The sequence below is a fragment of the Dethiosulfovibrio peptidovorans genome, from assembly GCA_002748665.1.
In the GTDB taxonomy this organism is placed as follows: Bacteria; Synergistota; Synergistia; order Synergistales; family Dethiosulfovibrionaceae; genus Dethiosulfovibrio; species Dethiosulfovibrio peptidovorans_A.
The window spans coordinates 1-21,868 of sequence record PDTB01000032.1 but is presented as its reverse complement, the minus strand read 5'-3'; the positions used below and the strand labels follow the sequence as shown (position 1 = coordinate 21,868).

Sequence of the window (21,868 nt, the reverse complement as noted above, 5' to 3'; positions counted from 1 at the left end):
ATCTAGGCATGGGCCAGTTTTTCTGGCCCGGCCTTTTTGTTTTGTGTTGGTCGAGGTCTCTCTTTTTGAGATTGGGAGACGTTCGATTTTTAGCCTTAAAGGGGGCATCATAAGAGATGAGACGATATGTGATATTTTTGGCGGGAATGTTGTTCTCCCTGACGTTGCTCGGGGTGGCTTGGGCGGATCAGACTCCGGTTTTTCAGCGACTCGGAGACATGGAACAGGAAGTGTATGGCGAGGTTCGTCCCGGTGGTCTCATCGAGCGTCTGAGCGGCTTGGAACAATCCCTGTTTGGTCGGGAGCTTCCTGGGACTGTGGCTGAGCGTCAGGCCGCTGTGATCAATTTTGTTGAAGAAGGAACGCCATCTCAGCCGTCTCTTTTGTTTAAACTGGCTGTTGCCGAGTGGATCACCGAGCAACGCAGCCACCCATCAAGACCGGTGGTCAAGAGATTGGCCGGTTTGGAGACTTTGCTTGAGGGAGAGTCCAAGGGAGAAGGTCCTTTGGCTATGCGTTTGGAACGGCTTCTGGGGTTGTTAGTCTCCGACCCGGTTCAATGGGAATCCGTCACGGTTCCTGCAGGAACCGTGATTCGTGTGGCCTTATCTCAAACTATTTCGCCCTCCACCGTTACCGTGGGGGATGTTGTACGTGGAGCCCTGACAGATAGCCTTTTTGTCAGAGAAGTTTTGGTGGCTCCGAAGGGTACGTTGGTCGAGGGTACTGCTTCCAAAGTGAAGAAGCCCAGGAGTTTTGGGCGACCTGGTGAGGTCATTTTTGCTTTGGAGCGTCTGTTGCCTCCTGCGCCGGGTTCCTTACCGGTCTCGGTGGGGGAGGTTGCGACCAAGGCGGCCCAAGCTGAGAGGGCCCAGATAGCCGCTGTCGGAGGAAGCCTTGCTGGAGCCATCCTTTTAGGCCCTCTCGGTTTGGCTGGAGGTTTTTTGGTTCGTGGGGACGTGAAAGAGGTGCCTGAAGGCACCGTGTTTCACCTGGAAGTTCCCGAATCCGTTTCTGTTCTCGGGTACTCCGTTCCAGATGGTCTGCGAAACATGATCCCGACCGGTGAGATCGTTTCAAAAGATGTAGCCCCCTCCGAGAGCGAGGTTGATAATCTATGACCGCTTTATCGTCGTTAAAGCGTTTTGTCGTGGGGGCCGTCGCTTTAACAAGTGTTGGGCTGGGGGCTCCTGCCTGGGCTGTGGATCTGGAAGATATTCTCAAGGATGTCGCCGGGGTAGCTATCGGTGGATTTGTGATCGACCAGATCGCTGATCCTATTAACAAATTCATTAACACTGTGACTCTCAATCGGGGAGCCAAAGTTCAAGGGCATACCAAGGTGGTTCCCATCGTGTCCCTGGGAAGTGGGACCAGGATTGGAGCTGCCCAGGTAGCTGGCCCTCGAAAAGACGGGGTATCACGAGTTCGAGCAGTTGCTGCGCTTGAAACGTCTTTTAAAAATCGTTTCAGGGTGAAAATTCTGATCCCGGTGGACTCGGTCAACCCTCTTCAGCGGTTTGTTCGGGTTCAGGGTGTCGGTGTTTCCGCTGTAATTGATTTTAGGCTCTGAATAATAAATTAAGGAGTATTCCCGTGATCAAGAGATTCCGGCATGTTTTCCGTTGGGGGATGTTCCTGATTTTGATGGCCTCTCCTGTAATGGCCTCCCCTTTGGAGGATGCTGTCGATATTTTAGAAGCCAACACGTCCTTTCATTGGGGACGGGATTGTCTGGTGTGGTTCGTCCACTATCCAGAGTCTTTGGTCGATCCTTGGGTGGAATCGGATGCTTTGATCAAGGGATATTCTGCTGAACAGAAGGAAGCATATAAGCGTTCGTTTCGAGAGCAGCTTCGGATTGGTCATGCTGAATCTTTTTTGATGACCGTGTATAATTTCGGACCCAAACCACTCAACCTGGGAGGTATAGGTAACACCGTTTTTCTGGCGGCTCGTAACGGCCAGCGTTTTTCCCCGATGTCGTATGAAAAGAAACTGGATCAGCCAATCTCGGGTGTGGTGCAGGGACTGGTTTTTTTCCCCAAGCAGGATGGTCCCTTTGACTTGATGATGAAGGGACTTGGCATTCGTTCTGAGCAGGTGTTTGCCTTTTCAGGAACCTCTTTTGGTGTTTCTGATGCGAAGACGGATCCCGGAAAGGTGGAGCCCCGGATTGTAGAGCTCCCTGTGGTTGTATCTCCTAAGTTACCAAAGGAGCCTGTGAAGAGAGAGGCTCAGCCCCAGCTAAACCCTCAAGCCCCCAAGGAGCCGATTGTGGAGACCGAACCTCCAGCCTGGTTGGGGCCAGGGCCTCTGCTGGTGTCTCAGAAGCCGAAAGTTGACCCCATTCCCGTCGTGGAGCCGCGCTCCGTCGATCTGTCGCTTGAGCTGAAAAACGAAGTCTCTAAGAATGTTTCGGCAGACGATATTCAACGAGAAAGTCTTTCCAGGGAGAAGGTCGTTGAGCAATTCCTCTCTCTATGGGCTCAGGGTGAGGCCGAGGCTATGTTTGATATGCTGGCGTCGTCAGCTCAGTCCGAGGGGCGAACGGCATTTTCGAAGCGAGTGAACAGCTCTCCTCTTCGTTGGTCCTTAGCCGACGGTTACAAGCTGCGTTGGCTGGATGCCGATCAGGTCAAGGTATCAGTGGCACAGAAGTTGATCCTTATCAGGGTCTTGCAAAGCGAGGTCCTTCGGGTTGTATCCGAGAAAGGGCGCCTTGCCGTTGTCTGGTAAGTTCTGGCTCGGCATGGGAGGAACAGCTGTTTTGTTGGGGTTGACGTTCATGCTTTCCAAGGATCTGGCTCTTGATGTCCCCGCCGAGGAGAGGGTCTCTGCATCGGTTGAGTTCGACGATGTGACCTTTTCCCGAGGTGCTTCGAGTGATCTCTGGGTTTTTGAGGTCAGGTCTGTCAGATGCCTCGGGAGGACAAACAAACTCAAGGCCGTATCTGGTCGACGCTCTGCTCCCGATGGCTCGACGTGGAAGCTCGTATCGCCCGGAGGATCATACGATCAATCTTCAGATCGGCTGTTTTTGTCCCTTGTATCGGGCACCTATGAAGGAGAAAACCGTTTTTTTTCATGGAGAGCTCCAGAAATTTTCTGGGGTGACGATTCTCCTGATCTGTGGTCGTTTCCTAAAGGGATTCAGGTCTCCGGGGATGGGTATAGCCTTGTGGGACAGCGGGGTGATGGGTCTCCGTCGAGGGTACGTATCGAGGAAGGGGTAATGGAATGGCAGGGCGACGTTTCCTCTGGGCGCTAGTGGTCTATCTCGTCATGGCCTCCTCTCTCTGGGGAGCGCCTCTTGAGGCGACGTTGGATGCTGATGAGCTGACCTTCGATGAATCGTGTGGTATGGCTCACGCCCATGGGAATGCAGTGCTTCGCTATCAGGGGATGCGAGTGTATGCAGATACTTTGGAGATTGACACTGCCACAAATCTTGTCAAGGCCTCCTCATCGGCGGCCAATGGCGTCTCCCTGATATCGGGAGGACGTGTTCTCCGAGGGCAATATGCCGAGTACGATTTGACTGCCCGGGAGGGTGTTCTGTATGAGACGTCAGGATCTGCCCGTTTGGACGAATCGGGGAAGATGGTTTACCTCAAGGGACAGCAGATTGAGGTCGCAACCGTAGCCTCCGCTCGTCGAAAAGGTTGGCTGCCTAAGAAGACCGTACCTCTCTCAGAGGATGCGATGGTGGGACGGTGGGAAGGTGTGTTTATTACTACATGCCCGCAGCCACATCCTCATTACCGATTGAAAGCCAAGCGCCTTGTGCTTATCCCTGGTGATAAGGTGCTGATCTCCTCGCCCCAAGTCTATCTTGGCGAGCGACTCCTTTTCACGTACCCGTTTGACTATCGGGTCAATCTCCAGGAACATCAGAAGGGAAATGCGTTCCTTCCTCAGGTTGACTACAATTCGGATAAGGGGGTCGGTGCTGGTTTATCGGGGTCTCTGTACTGGGATGATGGGAGCCTTGAGGTGTCGACTATGGCATGGAGTGATGAGGGGCTGGAATGGAAAGGCCGTATTGAGCAGGAACTGGTGCCGTGGCTTCAAGTGTACGGAGAAACTGCTTGGGTGTACCGCTCCTGGGAGGACAGAAAGGTTTACACTCCTGTATGGGGGGTTTTGGTCAAGGAAACGGACTGGGAAGCCGGTGTCCGCTGGACTCAGAGAGAGACTCTCGGAGGAGAAAAAAGACTCAGAAGTCTTCATAATCGAAGTCTCTGGCGAATGCCTGAGGTGTACGTCACGTCCCCATGGTGGCGGCTTTCAGCAGAACACCCCAGGGAATACCTTCGCCTTAAGGCCACGTGGGGGCACTATGAGGAGGTTGATAATCCTCTTCCTGAGACGGAACGTTTGGAATTAGGAGGAGAGGCCTACGGTCGTATCGGTGCGCCTTCGGGAAGTTGGGAGCCCTTTTGGCATTTAGCGTATCGGGATTTTCGGTACGATCTATCCTGGGGAAAGCAACATCAACGGGTGACTGACGCTACAGTAGGTGTTCTTTTCAGAGGGCGTAGTGGTTTTGAGGCGGGGACGGCCTATGTCAGGCGATGGGTTGACGGGGCTTCGCCTTTCGCTCAAAAGGATGTCGAGGGTGTATGGAACGCTTGGGATGATTACGATGACGAGATCCTGTTGTATCAACGTCTCGCTTTCCGCCTGTCGAGTTCCTTTCGTTTGAGTCTTTTAGGAGCCTACGATCTGGATCAGGAGCATCTGGACGAGATTGCCTATCGGTTGACCTATGCCAATAACTGCTGTTATCAATGGGTTTTGACGTATCGGGATGATCGGTGTGCCGGGGATGATTGGGCGTCCCTGAGTTTTCAGTTGACGGCTTTTCCTGATCGGGTAGCTCGTTTCGGAGAATCGGAGCTTGACGACCCCTTCGAGGTGCCTGAAGGATTGCCCAAAGAGTGACAAAGAGGACCTGCCCTGTGGCGGGCAGGTCCTCTTGTTTGGGTTTAACGGACGACCTTGATATCTGTGATTCGAATTTTTCTCATCCCGTTAGGGACTTTAACGTTAATTTCATCTCCGAGGCGTTTCCCCATCAGAGCTTGTCCCACTGGGCTTATTGACGATATCTTGTTTTGCTTGGGGTTGGCTTCTTCGGAGCCGACTATGGAGTAGCTGAACTGTTTGCTCAGGCTGGAATCCTCGATAGTTACTGTGGTTCCTAAGGCTACATGACTGCCATCCAGTGTGGAGACGTCGATGATCTTTGCCTTGCTGAGTTGGTGTTCAAGTCTCTGGATCCGGCTTTCCAGTTTTGCCTGATCATCCTTGGCGGCGGTGTACTCGGCGTTTTCGCTCAAATCTCCGAAAGAGCGGGCTTCCTCAATTCTCTGAGCCAGCGCATATCGTTCCTCGCTCCGTAAATGCTTCAATTCTTTGTAAAGTTGGTCGTACCCCTCTTGGGTCATCTGGATTCCATCTGTGATCGCAGATCTATCGCTCAAGACCGAAACCTCCTTGTTGGCTATGATCGTCAGCGAACCATTCTATCAGATTTGTCAAGGAGATACAATTAACCTATGGATTTATGCTGTGTATCTATGTTAGAGATAAAAAGAATTATTGCCCCTATGATTTTGAGAAGAGATATGGAGGTCGTGCCTCATCGTGATAAACCAAATCAAGGATCCAAGTAATAAAAACGAGAGGAATCGAAGTCGGAAAAAAACGAGCCGAGGATCGAGGGCAAAGGACGAGAGCCTGCGCTTTATTCCTCTTGGTGGTGTTGGAGAGATCGGGAAGAATATGTATATACTGGAGTTCGGTGACGATATGATCGTCATCGATTGTGGTCTGATGTTTCCAGAGGAGGAGATGTTGGGCATTGATGTGGTGATTCCAGACACGTCGTACCTTGAAGTTAACAAAGACCGAATCCGTGCGATTTTTCTGACTCACGGTCATGAGGATCACGTAGGGGCACTTCCCTTCGTATTGCCTGCTCTGGACGTCCCGGTTTATGGGACAAAACTTACTTTGGGTATGGCTAACAATAGGTTGAGCGAAGCAAGACCGGAATATAAACCTAAGTTTGTCGAGATCAAGGCAGGCGATACGGTATCCCTCGGATGTTTCTCAGTGTCCTTTATCTCGGTATGCCACTCCATTCCCGATGGTGTGGCTTTGGCTATTGATACCCCCTTGGGGACCGTTGTCCATACGGGAGATTTTAAATTGGATCCCACCCCGGTGGATAGCAGGATCACCGATTACAGTGCTTTTGCTGAGCTTGGGAAAAAAGGGGTCCTCCTCATGATGTCCGATTCCACCAACGTAGAGAAAGAGGGCTTTACGCAGTCGGAGAGCGTTATATCGGGCACATTAGAGCGTCTTTTTCGGGAACAGCGAAATCGTAGGGTGCTCATTTCCTCCTTTTCCAGTAACCTCCATCGTATCCAGCAGATCTTAGATGTCGCTGTTCGCTTCAACCGCAGGGTGTGTTTTGCTGGTCGGAGCATGATCAACAACGTTGATTTGGCGCGGCGGCTGGGGTATCTTCAGGTGGCTGGCGAGGTGTTGGTCCCTCTCCAAGAGATCGATAAGGTCCCCCACAATCGCTTGGTTATCGTGACCACTGGAAGTCAGGGCGAACCTTTTTCTGGCTTGGTTCTTATGAGCAAAGGGAAACATCATCGGGTTAAACTGGGGCCGAAAGATGTGGTGGCCGTATTCGCTGCGCCTATTCCAGGGAACGAGAAAATGGTGAGCAACACGATCAACCAGCTCTTTCGGTGTCGTTGCGAAGTCATCTACGAGAAAAGCTGGGGGACTCACGTCTCGGGACATGCCTCTCGTGAGGAGCTGAAGATGATGCTCAGTATCGTTCGACCAACCTACTTCGTTCCGGTTCACGGAGAGTACCGAATGTTGGTTCGTCACGCCCAGTTAGGTAAGCAGGTGGGGATCCCCGCTAGAAACACCTTCATCATGGATATTGGAGATGTTTTATCCATCACTGAAAAAGGAGCTCAGATCAAACCGGCAGTTCAGGCCGGGGCTGTCTTGGTGGACGGATTGGTTTTTGGAGAACTGGAGAGTAGCGTTATGAGGGAGAGAAAGGAACTGGCCGAGGACGGAGTTTTCGTGGTCTCTCTCACCCTGGATGCTCAATTCCGCCTCTTGACGGATCCGTCTTTTGAAAGTTGCGGTTTTATGCACCTCCACGATGCTGAACGGCTTCATCGTGAATTCACCGAGGCTATTCGGCAGACGGTCAATAAGGCGGGCAAGCAGCGAGATGTCTCCCGGGAGTTCTTGGAAAATAAGGTCCGAGGGCGGTGCAGAGAGCTTTTCAGAAAATATGCTGGCTCGAGTCCCAGGGTGATCTCCATGATCACCGTGATGGATTGATGATCCACAGCCTGCTCTTGGGTCTTATCCAGGGAATAACCGAGTTTCTGCCTATAAGTAGTTCGGGACATCTGGCCTTGGCTCAGTCCTTTTTCGGCTTTACCGAGCCGGTTCTGGCTTTCGATGTGGCCTTGCATGGTGCCACCATGGCTGCGACATTGGTCTATTTTCGTAGGGATGTTGTCACCTTAGGATCTCAGTGGTTTTTCGGGGTGCTTCATCCCCAAGCCAGGCGGATGACTGGTTGGTTCGTTGGTTGGGCTGTTATCTTTGGAACTCTTATCACTGTGGCTATCGGCCTGCCCCTCAAGCCACTGGTGGAACGCCTGTCGATGTCTGTCTTTGCTGTGGGGGTGGCTTTGATCGTTACAGGGTTGCTTTTGTTGCTTGCCGATCACCTTCCCCGAAAGGGCGGAAGCGTGTCGATCCGTGCCGGCTCCGTTATCGGTGTTGCTCAAGGGATGGCCGTGATCCCTGGCATTTCCCGTTCTGGTGTGACCATCGTTGCGGGGTTGCTTTCTCGGCTGTCACCTCAGGAGGCCTTTCGGTTTTCCTTTTTGCTGTCTTTGCCCGCCATCGCAGGAGCTATGATCCTAGAACTGTCTGATTTTTCCTCAATTGTTATGCCTCCGGGCTGGAGTCTGGGAGTGCTCTGTGCCGGGGTGTCAGGGTACGGCGCACTGTGCCTGCTTCATCGGGTGGTGACTCTGGGACGGTGGCGTTGGTGTGCCTGGTACTGTCTGGTTGTGGGTGGAACAGCCATGTTCTTGGGGTGGTGATACCGTGGAACCCTTGATTTTAGCGTCGGGGAGTCCCCGGAGGCGGGATCTTTTGGCTATGTTAGGGTGGCCTTTTATCGTGCAGATTCCAGATGTTGACGAGACGCCGTTGATACATGAGGCTCCTGGAGATTTGGTGGCACGGTTGGCGCTGAAAAAGGCGCTTTCCGTGACCTCGACGGGGTCCAAGACCTTTATTGTGGCTGCTGATACGGTAGTTGTCCTAGACGGTCAGGTTCTTGGGAAACCTGCCGATATGCTCCAAGCTGAGAATATGCTGGAGCGGCTTTCAGGAAGGGCACATGAGGTCCTGAGTGGGATTGCTTTGTGTCGTGGAGGGCGTTCCTATGTCTGTGTGGAGAGGACGACGGTTCGATTTCGTCCTTTGTCCAAGAGCGAAGTCCTTGCTTATTGTGCCACTGGCGAGGGTATGGATAAGGCCGGTGCGTACGCAGTACAGGGCAGAGGAGCGTTGATGATTCAAGAGATTTTGGGCGATTACTACAATGTTGTGGGATTGCCTCTTGGGCGACTGTCAGCCATGCTGGATGCCGAGGGGATCTCGTTGAGCCGACAATGGGCGGTGATGTGATGGGTTTCACCTGGAAACGAATGTACGTGTTGGTTATCGCGGCGGCTTTTCTGCTCAGCCTCCCGGGACTATTGCACCGTTGGGGTGTCGAATCATCCCGACGATCTTCGGTTATCCTGACCGATTGGACTCAGATATCCTGCCTGGGTTCTCAGTCAGGGCGAGGACGGGAGGAACTCCTGCAATCTCTGGTGGATGCTGGTGTCCGGGGTGTCATGGTTCGGGAGTGCGTTGGGGACGATTTGAGCTCTGGAGCTTTGTCCCTGTGGTATGGTCCTGTGTCACAACTGGCTAAGAGCCTTCGCTCAGGCCTCTCTGTTTCTTCGGGGACTGCTTTGGTATTCCCTTCCTCCGATCCTCGGGCTGATCTGTGGCGTTCTTTTCTGTCCCTGCGATTTCCTCAGGGAACGATGGTGTCGGTACATGAGCAAGATGTGTTCGTTATTCCTGCGTCACAAAGTGAATTGGCTCTTCAGGGGATCCTGCCTGATTGGGACGGCTTGGAGACTGCCGCTGGTCTGGGATTGCCGGTTATCTATCGTCCGGCACCGGCGTCTCTTCAGCCAGCAGGGACCGTAGCGGCGTCGGTAAGGGCTGTCTGTCAGGCCTATCCCAATGTAGTAGGGCTGTCCCCATCGGGGGATATCGTGTCTGGATATCCTGATTTATCCCCATTGGCCGATCTCGTTCGAGAACGTGGTCTCTTTGTCACCCAGGTTGAATTTTCCCGCCAGATTGGGGATAAACCGCTTCAATGGGCTGTCTGGCCACGGGTTCTCTCCCTCCATAGCGTTACCGATGAGGAGGTCATGGTCCGAAGGATCGACCGGCGGACTATGGTGAGCCGGATGGTTCGCGCTGGTGTGGAGCGCTCCGTCTCCTTCCTTCTGTTGCGGGCCGATCCTATGGGGGGAGGCGAAGCTCTTGAGCGTTATCTGAAGGATGTTCGTGAACTTCGCCGATGTCTTGCTGATCGAAAGTTGGATGATCGATGGCCTGTAGTCCTGTCTTCTTGGGGGAGCTCTCCCACTGGTGCGTTGTCTGTGGCCTTTCTTTGTCTGTTGTACGGGTGGTCCTTGGTACGCCGTTTCAGGGATGATCAGCGGCCGGTTGCGGCCAAATCGGGGCTGATTTTTGTCTTGGTTTCGGTAGTCTTGGCTTTGGGGATGATCAGGCTCTCTATCTTAGGACGTCTTATGGGTGGCGTGACAACCGGTTTGGCTGCCACTGAGGGGTGCTTGCTTTCCCTGAGTTGGTGGCGAAAACCCGGTCGTGCTATGCTCGTTGGCCCCATTGTGGCAATCGTGGGTGGGATGGCCGTTGCTTCGTTCTACAGTGCGCCTCTCTATATGATGCGACTTACCCCTTTTTCGGGAGTGAAGCTTACTCTCTTCTTGCCGATTCTTCTGGTGGTCTGCCACGATTTTGCTCGACGGGTTCACCCCGAGTCTTGGGGCGAGTTGCTGAGTCGACCTCCTCTGTGGATTGAGCTGTTTCTCGCTGGGATCCTCGTGGCGGCTGCCGGTCTTATGGTGCTTCGTAGTGGCAACGTCAGTTCGGTTCCTGGGTGGGAGATTTCCTTAAGGGAGAGCTTGGAATCCTGGCTCGTAGCGCGACCAAGGACGAAGGAGGCGTTTCTGGGATACCCCTGTTTAATCCTATGGATGTGGGTGCGGCGAAACGAATGGATTCCCCGTTATAGGGAGATTCTCCGTCTGGGGGCTACGGTGGCTTTTTCTTCCTTAGTAAATACGTTCTGTCATTTTCATACTCGCCTTTCCCTCACCGTCTTGAGGACGTTCAATGGATGGTGGGTGGGCATCGTGGTTGGAGTGGCCGTCGTATTTGTCCTGGGCATCGGACGTCGCTTTGTAAAACGACGTCTCAGAATTTGAGGCAGGTCGTTGTGAGTGATTCATACGATGTAGCCATCTGCGGCTACTATGGTATGGGAAACCTGGGGGATGAACTCCTTCTTTGCTCGGTTATAGATCGTTTACAAAATCTAGGCATCTCTCGAAGTCGGATTGTGGTTTTTTCGGGAAATCCCAATGAGTCCGCTCGGAACTTTGGCGTCGCTGCGGTAAGTCGATGGTCTCCGTCATCGGTTTGGAGGGGGCTACGGCGGTCTCGAACCTGCCTTTTTGGGGGTGGGGGACTCTTTCAGGACGTGACCAGTCTTCGGTCGGTGCTCTATTACGGAGGAATAGTCGTTATGGCTGTCATGGCTGGCTGTCGTCCCTGGGTATTTGGCAATTCCTTGGGACCTTTTCGTACTCGAACAGGATGGTGGCTGACCAGACTTGCTCTGAATTTGTGTGTGTCCGTGGTTCTGAGGGATCGTCCTTCCATGGAGGAGGCCCAGTCGATGGGAATTTCTGCCCAAAACTGTCCTGATCTCGTGACCGCCCTGAATGTGTCCTCAGGATCGGGAGATGTTGTCTTGGTGAATCTCCGTCCCTGGGATGGCCAATTGGAGCGTCAGGCAGCTCGTTGGATGGCAGAGTACCTCCAAAGAAGCGGTTGTCCGTCGATAGCTGTTGCTATGTGTCCTGGGGATGGAGAACTGTTGCATTCCCTGATTCGTAATGGTGACCTTCCTCGGATGCCGATTTGCTTCCCGAAAGGGGGCGACGACCCTGTATGGTCTCAGGGTAGAATTGCTCTGGGAATGAGACTCCATTTTTGTGTCTTGTCGTCTCTGGCAGGGTTGCCGGGAGTGGCCATTCCTTACGATCCCAAGGTGTCTGCTTTTGCTCGGTCAGTTGGATACGAGATATGGAAAGATGGAAAGCTGCTTGAGCCTTCCGGGCCTGATCTGGAATGGCTTAGTCGATGTCGTACTGAGATCGACTATTGTTTCCGCCGCTCTTGGCAGGAGGTGGTCGAATCATGAGTCTCGTTGACATCGCAACATCCCTTCGTAGGGACGTGATTCGGATGGTTGGAAACGCTCGATCAAGATATGGTGCCTCGGCTTTATCGGCGTTGGATATTCTGGTATACCTGTACGAGCGGGAATTGATTGTCAGTCCCGATCTCCCGGATGATCCTGACAGGGATCGTCTGGTTATGGGGAAGGGGCATGGATGTCCGGCTTTGTATGCTGTCTTGGCTCACAGAGGATTTTTTGATCGGGAGGCTCTATGGAACTACCGTCGTTTGGGCTCTCTGCTTCAAGGACGTCCCGACGGAGGCAGAACGCCAGGAGTGGACGTATCGGCAGGGGCTCCTGGTTTGGCTCTCGGAATCGCCAATGGTTTGGCCTTGGCCTTTCGAATGGATGGCCGCTCGAATAGAGTCTTCTGCGTGATCGGCGACGGAGAGCTCCAGGAGGGGGTGCTGTGGGAATCGGCGATGACAGCTGCCCACAGGAGATTGAGTTCTGTCACTCTCGTGGTCGACAGAAACGACAATCAACAAGACGGTTCCGTGGCCTCCATCAAGGAACTCGAACCCCTTGATGAGAAGTTCCGAGCTTTCGGCTGGAAAGTCATTCAGGTTGACGGTCACGATTTTGCCAGTCTTGAACATGGTTTTACCGTTGCCAGAGAGAAAAGGACAGTTCCCTGCGTGGTCATTGCCAGGACCGTTCGAGGAAAAGGGGTCTCTCTTTTCGAGGGAAGCCGTACCCTTGAGGCCGGTCTCTCCCGTCTGGAGACCGAACAGGCTTTGGAAGAATTGGGGAGGAGTGGTAATCGTGGCTGATAAACGGATGGATTCCGTTTTGGACGATGTCCTGATATCTCTTGCGGCCGATGATCCCTATCTCGTCGTTTTGCATGCCGATGTGGCAGGAACCAGGTTACCTGGCTTTTCTCAGGTGTACCCCGAGCGGTCTATCAACCTGGGAATGTCTGAGCAAGATCTCGTCGCTACAGGGGCCGGAATGGCTGCTGCCGGTAAATCGGTCTGGCTGTTTTCTTCTTCCTCTCGCCTTTTGGGGCGAGGGTATGATGCTCTTAGAACCGCTATAGCTGTCCCAGGGCTCCCTGTTCGTATTGTTGCGGCCTCTGGAGGTCTTTCGGCAGGGGAGGAAGGGGCGGAGGCTCAAATGCTTGAAGACTTGGCCCTCATGCGTGGGTTGCCTGGTGTGGCGGTTGAGGTCCCCTGTGATGGAGCCTCGGCCGAGGTTCTTTTTCGACGGATGGCGGACAGTCATGTCCCGGTGTTTTTTCGACTCTGTGGAGAAGCGCTCCCCGATCTGTACACATCGTCGGATGTTGCTGAGACCTGTATGTCTTCGTCTCCGTTGGTCCAGGGAACAGGGGTGACCATCTGTGCCTGTGGTATCATGGTCCATGAGGCTCTTCATGCGACATCCATTTTAGCTCAGCAAGATATCTCTGCCGAGGTTGTGGATTGTCATTCCGTTAAGCCTCTCTCAGAACGGGCCATCCTGGGTTCTGTGCATCGGACGGGTTGTTGTGTTGTGGCGGAAGAACATGGAGCCGGAGGAGGACTTGGAGAAGCTGTATCGGCTTTGCTCTCTTGTCGGTATCCTGTTCCTATTCGTTTTGTCTCTGTTGCTGGAAGGCCTGGTCAGAGTGGGGTCCCTGGCGAGCTTCGAGAATACTATGGGTTAACCTATCAACACGTGGTCAGTGCTGCCGTGGAGGCTTGGACCATGAGGAGGCGATAATATGGATATTCGTATGGCCGGTGTGACCAAGGTTTTCAAGCCAGATATCGTGGCCATCAGCGATCTGTACCTCTCGATTCCCAAAGGTGATTTTGTCTACCTGATCGGAGAGACCGGCTCGGGCAAGAGTACTCTGCTCCGTCTTATCACCAGAGAAGCGAGGCCAAGCAAAGGGCAGATCTCTGTGGGATCGGTGAACGTTCGCCGGCTCCAGCGCAGACAGCTTGCCCAGTATCGAAGAAATATCGGGATGGTTTTTCAGGATTTTCGTTTGCTGCCCCACCTGACTGCCAGGGAAAACGTGGCCTTTGTCCTGGAGGCCATGGGTTTTCCTCCGAAGGTTGTCAAGGGGCGTACCGACGAGACTATAGAGCGAGTTGGCCTGTGGCACCGGCGTAATCTTTCGCCTTTGCAACTCTCGGGAGGTGAACAGCAGCGGGTAGCCATTGGGCGAGCTATTGTAAGTTCTCCAGCGTTGTTTTTAGCCGATGAACCGACAGGAAACCTGGATAGTCACACTGCCGAGCAGGTGCTGAAGCTTCTCCTGTCCATTCACGCATCGGGAACAACGGTGATTGTGGCTACCCATGATCGACTCTTGGTTGATACGTATCGCCAACGGGTGATCCAACTCCACGAAGGGCGGCTAATTCGAGACGAGCGAGGGGGGAAATACCACATTGATGGCGATCTTTAGATATGGATTTAGGGATTCCTTTCGGGTCATAAGGGCACATTGGGGGGTTAGCCTTCTTACTTTGCTGACCGCTTCAGCCGTTTTTTTTCTCGTTGGAAGTACAGCTCTTTTCTCTCTCAATATAAAACAGATGACGGCCTCTATAGAGGGTGATCTGTCGATCCAGGCTTTTTTACGTTCTGCAGAGGATGCCCGAACGGTAGAAACGGCGATGAAGCGACTTCCATGGGTCTCATCGGTTACGAGGAGTTCTCCAGATGATGCTATGGAGAAGTTGAAAGCTAAGCTTGGAAATCAGGCCAAGGCTGTAACCTTACTAGGTGAAAATCCTCTTCCGTGGACTGTGGAAATTAAGGCCCAACAGGCTAAGGATGTGTCGTCTATCGTTCGTGAGCTTTTGACCTATTCCTCGGTGGACGATGTCGTCTATGCTGGGGCTCTTGCCGAGAGGCTGACTCGAGTGTCCTTACTCTCGGGGAAGGTCGCTTTTGTCGTTCTTCTGACTGCCGTTTTGGTCAGTGCCTTGGTTCTCTTTAACACCATCCGAATTGCAATATACTCTCGACGACAGGAAATATCCGTGATGCTTCTTGTGGGAGCTACGCGATCTTATGTGGCGCTTCCCTTCGTGTTGCAGGGTATTTTCTTGGGCCTGAATGGTGCCTTGCTTGCCGTAGCCATTATCCATCTGTTCTACGCTGACGTTATATCCTCCATCTCTTCGGCCTTGCCTCTTCTTCAATTCGTCCAAGTAGGTGATATCCTCTATCGCTTGTATGGTACCTTGGTAGGGACGGGTGTTGTCGTGGGGTGGCTCTGCAGCTGGCTGGCCATAAATCGCTTTATTCGTCAGGCTTTGAGGCCCTTGTGATGATCGATAATCGTCGGTGGCTGCTATGCGGGGTGTCGTTGTTTTCCCTCCTGCTGCTTTTCTTTGCAGGAGTCGCTTCGGGTGGAATAACTATGGAGGAACTGGATCGCAAGATTCGAGAAGAGGAGCACCATATGGGGATCCTCAAACGTCAAATCCTACGGCAGCAGACATTGATCAAGGCCTCGAAAAAAATGGAGGCTGGATACCTTCGAGAGCTGGCTCGGTTTGATCAAAAACGTCAAGTAGCGGCGCAGAGTGTCTCTCTTTTAAATTTGAAAAGAAAGAAGTTACTTTTGGAGATCTCGACCATGGAGAAGAGTATCGCCAAACTTGAAGAAAAGAGGAAAAAATTAAAGTTTTTTTTGGGAGAACGGTTGGTAGCTATCTACAAGTTTGGTGGTATGGCCGAGTTGAACCTCCTTCTGTCGTCTCAAAACGTTATTGACGCAATGAACACGGGATATCTTCTTCAGAAGCTGGCGATTCAAGACGAGTCTCTGATTCGTTCGGTAGAGCGAGAGAGCCAGCGAATCGAGGGGCTGGTTGAAGGGTTGTCCATGAGAGAGAAGGATCTCCTTGCGAAAAAAAAAGCGTTAGCTGTCCAGAAAAAGAAACTGGAAGCGGCGGTCATCAAGAGGAACAATCTGTTGGCTCAGCTTCGGGGTAATCGAAAAGCTTACATAATCAGCATGAAAGAGGCCGAAGCGGATCAGCGAGAAGTCCAGCGGAAGATCAAAGAATACGTGAAAGCGAAAGCGAGGTTGACCAATAAGGGAAGACCGAGTTCGCCAAAAACTCCTCCTCTTCCCGCTCACAAAGGTCGATTTCGGTGGCCTCTTCGGGGGAAGATCACTAGTCGGTTTGGGTACAGGGTTCACCCTAAGTTTAAGACCAAAACTATGCATACTGGCATCGACGTCAGCGCTCCCAGGGGAACTGCCGTACATGCTGCGGCAACTGGGGATGTCCTGTATGCCGGGTGGCTTCGGGGATACGGCCAAATCGTCATTTTGGATCATGGGGGGGGCTTTTCCACTGTGTACGCTCATCTCAGTCGAATTCTTGTCTCGGAGGGGCAGCGGATATCAGAAGGAAAAGTTGTAGGAAACGTGGGAGATACGGGCGTGACTACCGGGCCCCATCTGCACTTTGAGGTTCGAGTGAACGGGAATGCCAAGAACCCCCTTAAGTATTTGTGATCACGCAAATAAGAAACGGAGGATCCGATTGATGTTGAATAGAGCAAGATCGTTGCTCATAGGTTTGGTGGTCGTAGTTTCGATCTTCTCCATATGTGATGGGGGTCATGCAAAAACTCTGGATCGAGTGGCACCCTTTTCCTTGAACTCTCTGTGGCTTATGAAGCAAGCTCGGGCCATTATTGAAGCCTATCAGGTGGACGGAGCCAGTACGGACGTTACAGAAAAAGACTTGGTATACGGTGCGATGAACGGTATGGTCTCTGCGTGGGGTGACCCCTACACGCGGTTTGTAGATCCAGAACAATTGGAGCAGGAGCAGACTGATTTGCGAGGTAAGTACGGTGGTTTGGGTATTTATATCGGGCAGCGGGATGGTGCCGTTCTCGTAATTAGTCCCATAGAGGACACTCCCGCTGACCGTGCTGGTCTCAAGCCTCAGGATCAGATCGTGAAGATCGGCGAGACGGTGGTTTTGGGGTGGGATCTTCATAAGATAGTCGATTCATTACGAGGGAAACCTGGAACTTCCGTAACGGTGTGGATCCGCCGAGAGGGCGAATCGGAGCTTCTCAAAAAGGAAATGATCCGTGAGGAGATCAAACTCAAATCGGTTCGATTCGAGATGTTGAGCGACGATATAGGATATGTCCGCCTCTCTCAGTTTAAGGATACCAGCCCGGCAGATCTGAAAAAGGCTGTCCTCTCCTTAACGGAGGATCATGCCAGAGGTTTGATCCTGGATTTGAGGAATAACGGTGGAGGGCTTCTCAATGCTGCTGTTGAAATATCCGACATGTTCCTTGACAGTGGGTTGATCGTCGGCACTAAGGGTCGAGTGGATCGCGCTAACGACGAGATTTACGGTACTTCCGGTACCATCACTGACTTGCCCTTGGCTGTGCTCGTTAATGAGGGGAGTGCCAGCGCATCGGAAATTGTGGCTGGAGCGCTCCGAGACAGAGATAGAGCTCTTCTCGTGGGGCGGAAGACCTTTGGGAAAGGGTCGGTTCAGACCTTGTTCAACCTGTTGGATGGATCTGCCATTTATGTGACCATCGCTCGGTATCACACGCCCGATGGCACTGTGATCGACCATGTCGGTATTTCACCGGATATAGACGTTCCAGGCGAGTGGACCAAGGATCGTCAAAAGGATACTCAGCTTTCGTGGGGCGTAAAGGCGATATTGCAATTGATCAGTGGGGAGATTGTTCTCCCCCTCTCTGAGGATCTCTATCCAATAATGATCTCAGGTGACCAGGTGATTTCTGAAGACGATGGCACTATGAAGCCATAATATCGTATCGGTTGTGTCATCTTTAGTAAAAAGAGCGTCAGAATATGCCATCAAATCAGAACGAGGCGTATAATGCCGTTTTAGTGAGGAGGCAACAGCAATGGCTTTAAAGGGCAAAGTAGATGCCATTATAGGTGCACAGTGGGGCGATGAGGGTAAGGGACGAATCGTCGATTCCTTGGGGGATCGGGTAGATATTTTTGCTCGATATCAGGGAGGAGCTAATGCAGGACATACGGTGATTGTCCAGGGTGAGAAGCACGTGTTCCATCTCCTGCCGTCTGGTATGCTCTATTCGGGCAAGACCTGTGTGATCGGGAATGGCGTGGTGCTCGATCCAGAGCAGCTTTTAGGGGAACTGTCAGAACTTCAAGCCAAGGGGAAAGACCGGGCTCGATTGGTGATCAGTGGAGCAGCCCACGTGGTGATGCCATACCATAAAAAGCTGGATAAAGCCCAAGAGGCCCGGCGTCAGGGGAATAAAATCGGTACAACAGGCCGTGGGATCGGTCCGTGCTATGTGGATAAATACAACAGAAGCGGCATCCGTGTTGAGGACCTCTTGGATGTCCAAGTGCTTCGAACGAAACTTGAGCTGAATTTGGACGAGAAAAATGAGCTTCTCTCCAAGATATACGATGAATCCCCCTTATCCTTTGATGAGGTCTATCGACAGGCTTTAGCCTGGGGTAAGGCCTTAGCTCCCTACGTGGACGACACCTCCTTAGTTGTCCATACGGCCTTGGAGAAGGGGCAGACCGTGCTTCTTGAGGGGGCTCAGGGGACCCTTCTGGACGTGGATTACGGAACGTACCCTATGGTGACCAGCTCCAGTCCGACTGCTGCTGGCGGATGTGTTGGCTTGGGGGTGGCCCCCCAATATATACAGCGAGTGTTTGGCGTGGTCAAAGCGTATCTCACCAGAGTTGGTGAGGGACCTTTCCCCTCGGAGGATAAGGGAGATCTCGGGCAATATCTTCGGGATCAGGGTGGTGAATACGGGGCAACCACCGGTCGTCCCAGGCGATGTGGATGGTTGGACATGGTGGCTCTTCGGTATGCCGTTCGGATTAACGGCATGACCCGCATCACTTTAACCAAGCTGGATGTGTTGACGGGGCTGAACGAGATAAAAGTCTGCGAAGCTTACACCGTTGCCGGAGAACGGTGTACCGAGTTTTTGGGAAATATCAGTTTTCTTGAGAACGTTGTGCCAGAATATCGTTCATTCCCTGGGTGGACCGAGGATATCTCCCATATACGGAGTTTCGACGATCTTCCGAAAGCGGCTCGGGAATATGTGGAATATATCGAAAAAATCACCGGGGTTCCCGTTGTCTTGATTGGCGTTGGTCCTGGCCGAGATCAGATGATCATTCGGGGCCTGTGATTAAGACAAGGCGGAGTCGAATGATCTCGCCTTTTTCGTTGCTCCGAAAGGATGATCCCCGTGCTGATGTTCGATATCTATTTTTGCTCTCCCGGGGATGTCCCTGCTATGGCAGAGATAGAGGACATCTCCCAAGTGTCACCCTGGCCTCCCTCGGCTATCATGGCTGATCTCAGAAAATTGGAAAACGTCACGGGGTATCTGGGAGCTTTCTATCGCAAGGAGCTTCGGGGATTTATAGCTGTGGAGCGCTGGAGAAAATCCTTATGGATTATGGAGCTATCGGTTCATCCGAAATGGAGAAGGATGGGGGCGGGAAGTCAGCTTCTCTGTGGGAGCTACGTCCTCGGGGAAGAATGGGGGTGCAGATTGGTGGAGCTCACCGTTCGATTATCCAATAGAGAAGCTCTGGCTTTTTACAAACGTCACGGTTTTCGAGTGAGCAGGGCTTTAGAGCGATATTACAGAAACGGAGAGCACGGCATACGGATGGTCCGGCGGTCTTTATCTGCTCCACATATGGGGTGAGCCATTCGATCCCTTTCTGACTTTTGCAGGAGGCCTGTGTTGTTCGAGCTCTCTGAAAGACTCTGGACATAAGAGCTATTCTATGGTAAAAGTAGTTCTCGTGCCGGAGTGGCGGAATGGTAGACGCAGCGGATTCAAAATCCGCCGGGGGTAACTCCGTGGGAGTTCGAGTCTCCCCTCCGGCACCAGTTATCAAAACACATAGTGTCATATGAGTACGTAAACCCGCCTGACGGCGGGTTTTTTCTTATTTGACCTGACGTAGAGGTTCGCCTAAAATCGTACAAAACCGGACATATCACCGTACATAAAACCGTACATCTGCACGGTGGTGGTGAAATATGTACGGTCAGGAGGGCGAACCCATGGCTCTGAGTGACGTGGCAATACGGAAGGCAAAGCCTAAAGAGAAGTCATACATGATGAGAGATGACCGTGGCTTGTATCTCGAAATTACCCCGAGGGGGAGCAAGCTGTGGCGGCTTCGCTTCTGGGTAAATGGCAAGGAGAGAAAGAAAAGCTTGGGGCGGTATCCTGGTGTGGGGTTGAAAGAGGCCAGGGAGGAAAGGGATCGTATCAAGCTGGAGATTTCGAAGGGGGAAAGTCCCTTCACCCCTGCTTCAGGGGGCCTTTCGTTTCGAGATGTGGCGGAGGAATGGCATGCACGGCAAGTTGTGCCCGTTTTGGCCCCTGGGACAACTCAGAGGACTCGATATTGTCTTGAACGGTTCGTGTATCCTCATTTAGCAGATGAGCCGATACAGGGCATTTCTCCGCGTACTCTTTTGCCGATATTGAAGGCTATAGACGATAGAGGCCACCATGATACGGCTCACAGGATTCTCCATATCTGCTCTCAGATATTCCGCTATGGGCTTGCGACGGGGACTGTGGAGGTGGATTCGGCGGCAGCCCTAAGAGGGGCTTTGACTCCGTTGAATCATAAGCACCACCCGTCAGTGAAAGACCCGAAGGAGATAGGGGCCCTGATGCGGGCGATTGAGACCATGGGCGGTTCTGCGGTGGTGAGGATCGCCATGCAGATATTGGCGTATTGCTTTGTCCGGCAAGGTGAGCTCAGGTCGGCTGAGTGGGGCGAGATCGATCTTGATAAGGCAGAGTGGAGAATTCCTGCGGAGAAAATGAAGATGAAGCGGCTTCATATAGTTCCCCTGTCAAAACAGGCCGTCAACGCTTTGAGAGACCTGTACCCTCTGACAGGACATGCTCAGCTTGTCTTCCCCTCTATTCGTGCATGGGGCAAGCCGATCTCGGAGAATACTATCAACGCTGCTCTCAGGCGTATGGGATATACCAAAGAGCAGATGACAGGGCATGGGTTCCGCAGCATGGCAAGCACGATTCTCAATGAGAACGGCTGGTCACCGGATGTGATCGAGCGACAGCTTGCCCACGTGCAGCGCAACACCGTTCGAGCTGCCTACAACCATGCCGAATACCTGCCACAGAGAAGAGAAATGATGTAGTGGTGGGCTGATTGGTTGGATGGGGTGAGGGGGTAAGTAAGAAAATAAAAAGTGACCTACGGAGATTGCCCCTTGAAAGACAAACTGATGCCTAGTAGAATAGGCACAAGCGATTATGTATGAGTGGTGATGGCTGCGGGGCTTTTTGTGTCTATCCTCTTAGTCGCAAAGTGATTTGTGTATCGTGGAGACCGGCTCGCAAGACGCTGAATTTCACTCCCCCGCCCACCGGTGCGCTCGGCGGGGCCTTTACTTCTTCCTATCCTTTTGGGGGATAGGGATCGTTGCCATGGCTGTCTTTCTGGGCAATGCGTCCATCCTTGTTATGGATGATTAGCTCCGTCCCCTGGTTTTGACTGACTTGACGTGCGAATGCGGTTGCTTCTGCTTTGGTGTCGGTCACCTTTGAAGCTCTTTCGGCGTGGTCAGTCTTAACAGCCCATCCCCCGTTTTGGGGGATTACGTGATGTTGTTTCGCCATAGAATCACCTCCTTCCCTGACTAATGCTAACACATATATAGTGGAGGTGTTTGTGTAGTGGACGATACACTTAGTGTGTTATGCAAGAAATGGGCCTCGATTCTGGGCGTTTCTAATTAGGATATCAAGATCAGGTATGCTGAGAAAGGAGAGCTTGCGCCTGGTGTTGATGGCAATGTGATGTATGTAATAGCTCAGGAGCAGGCTCTTATCCGTATCAAGCGAATTGAGGACAGGGAATTGATTGAGGGCTTTGGTTCGGATGAGGAGCAGTCTATTGTTCATGAGTTGCTGCATCTGGTTTTTGCCCATCAGAAGCCAGCTCCAGGGGTTGAGGAGGCTGTCTTCGACCAGGCTATAGACAGGCTTGCCAGGGTGCTTGTTGAGCTAAAAAGAGCATAAAGTCAGCCCCCCGATTATTCGGAGGGCTGACTTTTTATTATACCCCTAACCTTTCTCGAAGAGCTTCTTGTAGCGTGTTGGAGAAGTTGATTTTGTTCTCAA

General features: G+C 52.4%; 22 protein-coding genes and 1 tRNA gene. 21 read left to right on the top strand and 2 right to left on the bottom strand.

Annotated elements, in window-relative coordinates:
• Positions 1-116 precede the first annotated feature (116 nt).
• The 5 genes from CSA35_09370 to CSA35_09350 are packed head-to-tail and all read left to right on the top strand — an operon-like array spanning position 117 to position 4,947.
• Positions 117-1,121 (top strand): hypothetical protein, encoded by a 1,005-nt coding sequence (locus CSA35_09370; GenBank protein PIE53804.1) that lies wholly within the window; start codon positions 117-119, stop codon positions 1,119-1,121.
• On the top strand, positions 1,118-1,573 hold the full coding sequence (locus CSA35_09365; protein ID PIE53803.1) for a hypothetical protein: 456 nt from the start codon (positions 1,118-1,120) through the stop codon (positions 1,571-1,573). Before CSA35_09370 ends, CSA35_09365 begins: the two co-directional genes overlap by 4 nt.
• A gap of 23 nt (positions 1,574-1,596) precedes the next feature.
• Positions 1,597-2,739, top strand: coding sequence for a hypothetical protein (locus CSA35_09360; GenBank protein ID PIE53802.1), 1,143 nt, complete (start codon positions 1,597-1,599; stop codon positions 2,737-2,739).
• A gap of 31 nt (positions 2,740-2,770) precedes the next feature.
• Positions 2,771-3,271: a hypothetical protein gene (locus CSA35_09355; protein ID PIE53801.1), complete on the top strand. Its 501-nt coding sequence runs from the start codon at positions 2,771-2,773 to the stop codon at positions 3,269-3,271.
• Positions 3,241-4,947 (top strand): hypothetical protein, encoded by a 1,707-nt coding sequence (locus tag CSA35_09350; protein PIE53800.1) that lies wholly within the window; start codon positions 3,241-3,243, stop codon positions 4,945-4,947. Before CSA35_09355 ends, CSA35_09350 begins: the two co-directional genes overlap by 31 nt.
• Before the next feature lie 44 nt (positions 4,948-4,991).
• Here the strand turns inward: CSA35_09350 and CSA35_09345 are convergent, their stop codons facing one another.
• Entirely contained in the window at positions 4,992-5,453 is a 462-nt protein-coding gene (locus CSA35_09345; GenBank protein ID PIE53825.1) for a transcription elongation factor GreA, read from the bottom strand.
• Between the two features lie 178 nt (positions 5,454-5,631).
• On the opposite strand from CSA35_09345, the gene CSA35_09340 reads away from it, so the two are divergent.
• The 15 genes from CSA35_09340 (at position 5,632) to CSA35_09270 (ending at position 20,883) form a co-directional block, all read left to right on the top strand.
• Positions 5,632-7,395 (top strand): ribonuclease J, encoded by a 1,764-nt coding sequence (locus tag CSA35_09340; protein PIE53799.1) that lies wholly within the window; start codon positions 5,632-5,634, stop codon positions 7,393-7,395.
• Positions 7,395-8,174, top strand: coding sequence for a bacitracin resistance protein (locus CSA35_09335; GenBank protein PIE53798.1), 780 nt, complete (start codon positions 7,395-7,397; stop codon positions 8,172-8,174). Before CSA35_09340 ends, CSA35_09335 begins: the two co-directional genes overlap by 1 nt.
• A 4-nt stretch (positions 8,175-8,178) precedes the next feature.
• Positions 8,179-8,766, top strand: a complete 588-nt coding sequence (locus CSA35_09330) for a septum formation inhibitor Maf (protein PIE53797.1) — start codon at positions 8,179-8,181, stop codon at positions 8,764-8,766.
• Complete coding sequence (locus tag CSA35_09325; protein PIE53796.1) at positions 8,751-10,661, top strand: hypothetical protein; 1,911 nt, start codon at positions 8,751-8,753, stop codon at positions 10,659-10,661. The genes CSA35_09330 and CSA35_09325 overlap by 16 nt, the downstream gene beginning before the upstream one ends.
• Entirely contained in the window at positions 10,574-11,662 is a 1,089-nt protein-coding gene (csaB, locus tag CSA35_09320) for a polysaccharide pyruvyl transferase CsaB (protein PIE53795.1), read from the top strand. Before CSA35_09325 ends, csaB begins: the two co-directional genes overlap by 88 nt.
• Entirely contained in the window at positions 11,659-12,474 is an 816-nt protein-coding gene (locus CSA35_09315; GenBank protein PIE53794.1) for a transketolase, read from the top strand. The genes csaB and CSA35_09315 overlap by 4 nt, the downstream gene beginning before the upstream one ends.
• Positions 12,467-13,408 (top strand): transketolase, encoded by a 942-nt coding sequence (locus CSA35_09310; protein PIE53793.1) that lies wholly within the window; start codon positions 12,467-12,469, stop codon positions 13,406-13,408. Before CSA35_09315 ends, CSA35_09310 begins: the two co-directional genes overlap by 8 nt.
• A gap of 1 nt (position 13,409) precedes the next feature.
• Positions 13,410-14,105, top strand: a complete 696-nt coding sequence (locus CSA35_09305) for a cell division ATP-binding protein FtsE (GenBank protein ID PIE53792.1) — start codon at positions 13,410-13,412, stop codon at positions 14,103-14,105.
• Positions 14,092-14,976: a cell division protein FtsX gene (locus CSA35_09300; protein ID PIE53791.1), complete on the top strand. Its 885-nt coding sequence runs from the start codon at positions 14,092-14,094 to the stop codon at positions 14,974-14,976. Before CSA35_09305 ends, CSA35_09300 begins: the two co-directional genes overlap by 14 nt.
• Positions 14,976-16,178 carry a peptidase M23 gene (locus tag CSA35_09295; GenBank protein ID PIE53790.1) on the top strand — a complete coding sequence of 401 codons (1,203 nt, stop codon included), beginning with the start codon at positions 14,976-14,978 and terminating at the stop codon, positions 16,176-16,178. The genes CSA35_09300 and CSA35_09295 overlap by 1 nt, the downstream gene beginning before the upstream one ends.
• A 31-nt stretch (positions 16,179-16,209) precedes the next feature.
• Positions 16,210-17,478 carry a carboxyl-terminal protease gene (locus CSA35_09290; GenBank protein ID PIE53789.1) on the top strand — a complete coding sequence of 423 codons (1,269 nt, stop codon included), beginning with the start codon at positions 16,210-16,212 and terminating at the stop codon, positions 17,476-17,478.
• A gap of 100 nt (positions 17,479-17,578) precedes the next feature.
• Positions 17,579-18,868, top strand: a complete 1,290-nt coding sequence (locus CSA35_09285) for an adenylosuccinate synthase (GenBank protein PIE53788.1) — start codon at positions 17,579-17,581, stop codon at positions 18,866-18,868.
• 51 nt (positions 18,869-18,919) lie between these two features.
• Positions 18,920-19,396: a hypothetical protein gene (locus tag CSA35_09280; protein ID PIE53787.1), complete on the top strand. Its 477-nt coding sequence runs from the start codon at positions 18,920-18,922 to the stop codon at positions 19,394-19,396.
• Between the two features lie 102 nt (positions 19,397-19,498).
• Positions 19,499-19,584 (top strand) — tRNA-Leu (locus CSA35_09275).
• A gap of 177 nt (positions 19,585-19,761) precedes the next feature.
• Positions 19,762-20,883, top strand: coding sequence for an integrase (locus CSA35_09270; GenBank protein PIE53786.1), 1,122 nt, complete (start codon positions 19,762-19,764; stop codon positions 20,881-20,883).
• 259 nt (positions 20,884-21,142) lie between these two features.
• On the opposite strand, the gene CSA35_09265 is transcribed toward CSA35_09270, so the two are convergent.
• Positions 21,143-21,364 (bottom strand): hypothetical protein, encoded by a 222-nt coding sequence (locus CSA35_09265; GenBank protein PIE53785.1) that lies wholly within the window; start codon positions 21,362-21,364, stop codon positions 21,143-21,145.
• A 177-nt stretch (positions 21,365-21,541) separates the two neighbouring features.
• On the opposite strand from CSA35_09265, the gene CSA35_09260 reads away from it, so the two are divergent.
• The gene (locus tag CSA35_09260) at positions 21,542-21,766 is read left to right on the top strand and encodes a hypothetical protein (protein ID PIE53784.1); all 225 of its coding nucleotides are present in this window, start codon (positions 21,542-21,544) and stop codon (positions 21,764-21,766) included.
• Positions 21,767-21,868 lie beyond the last annotated feature (102 nt).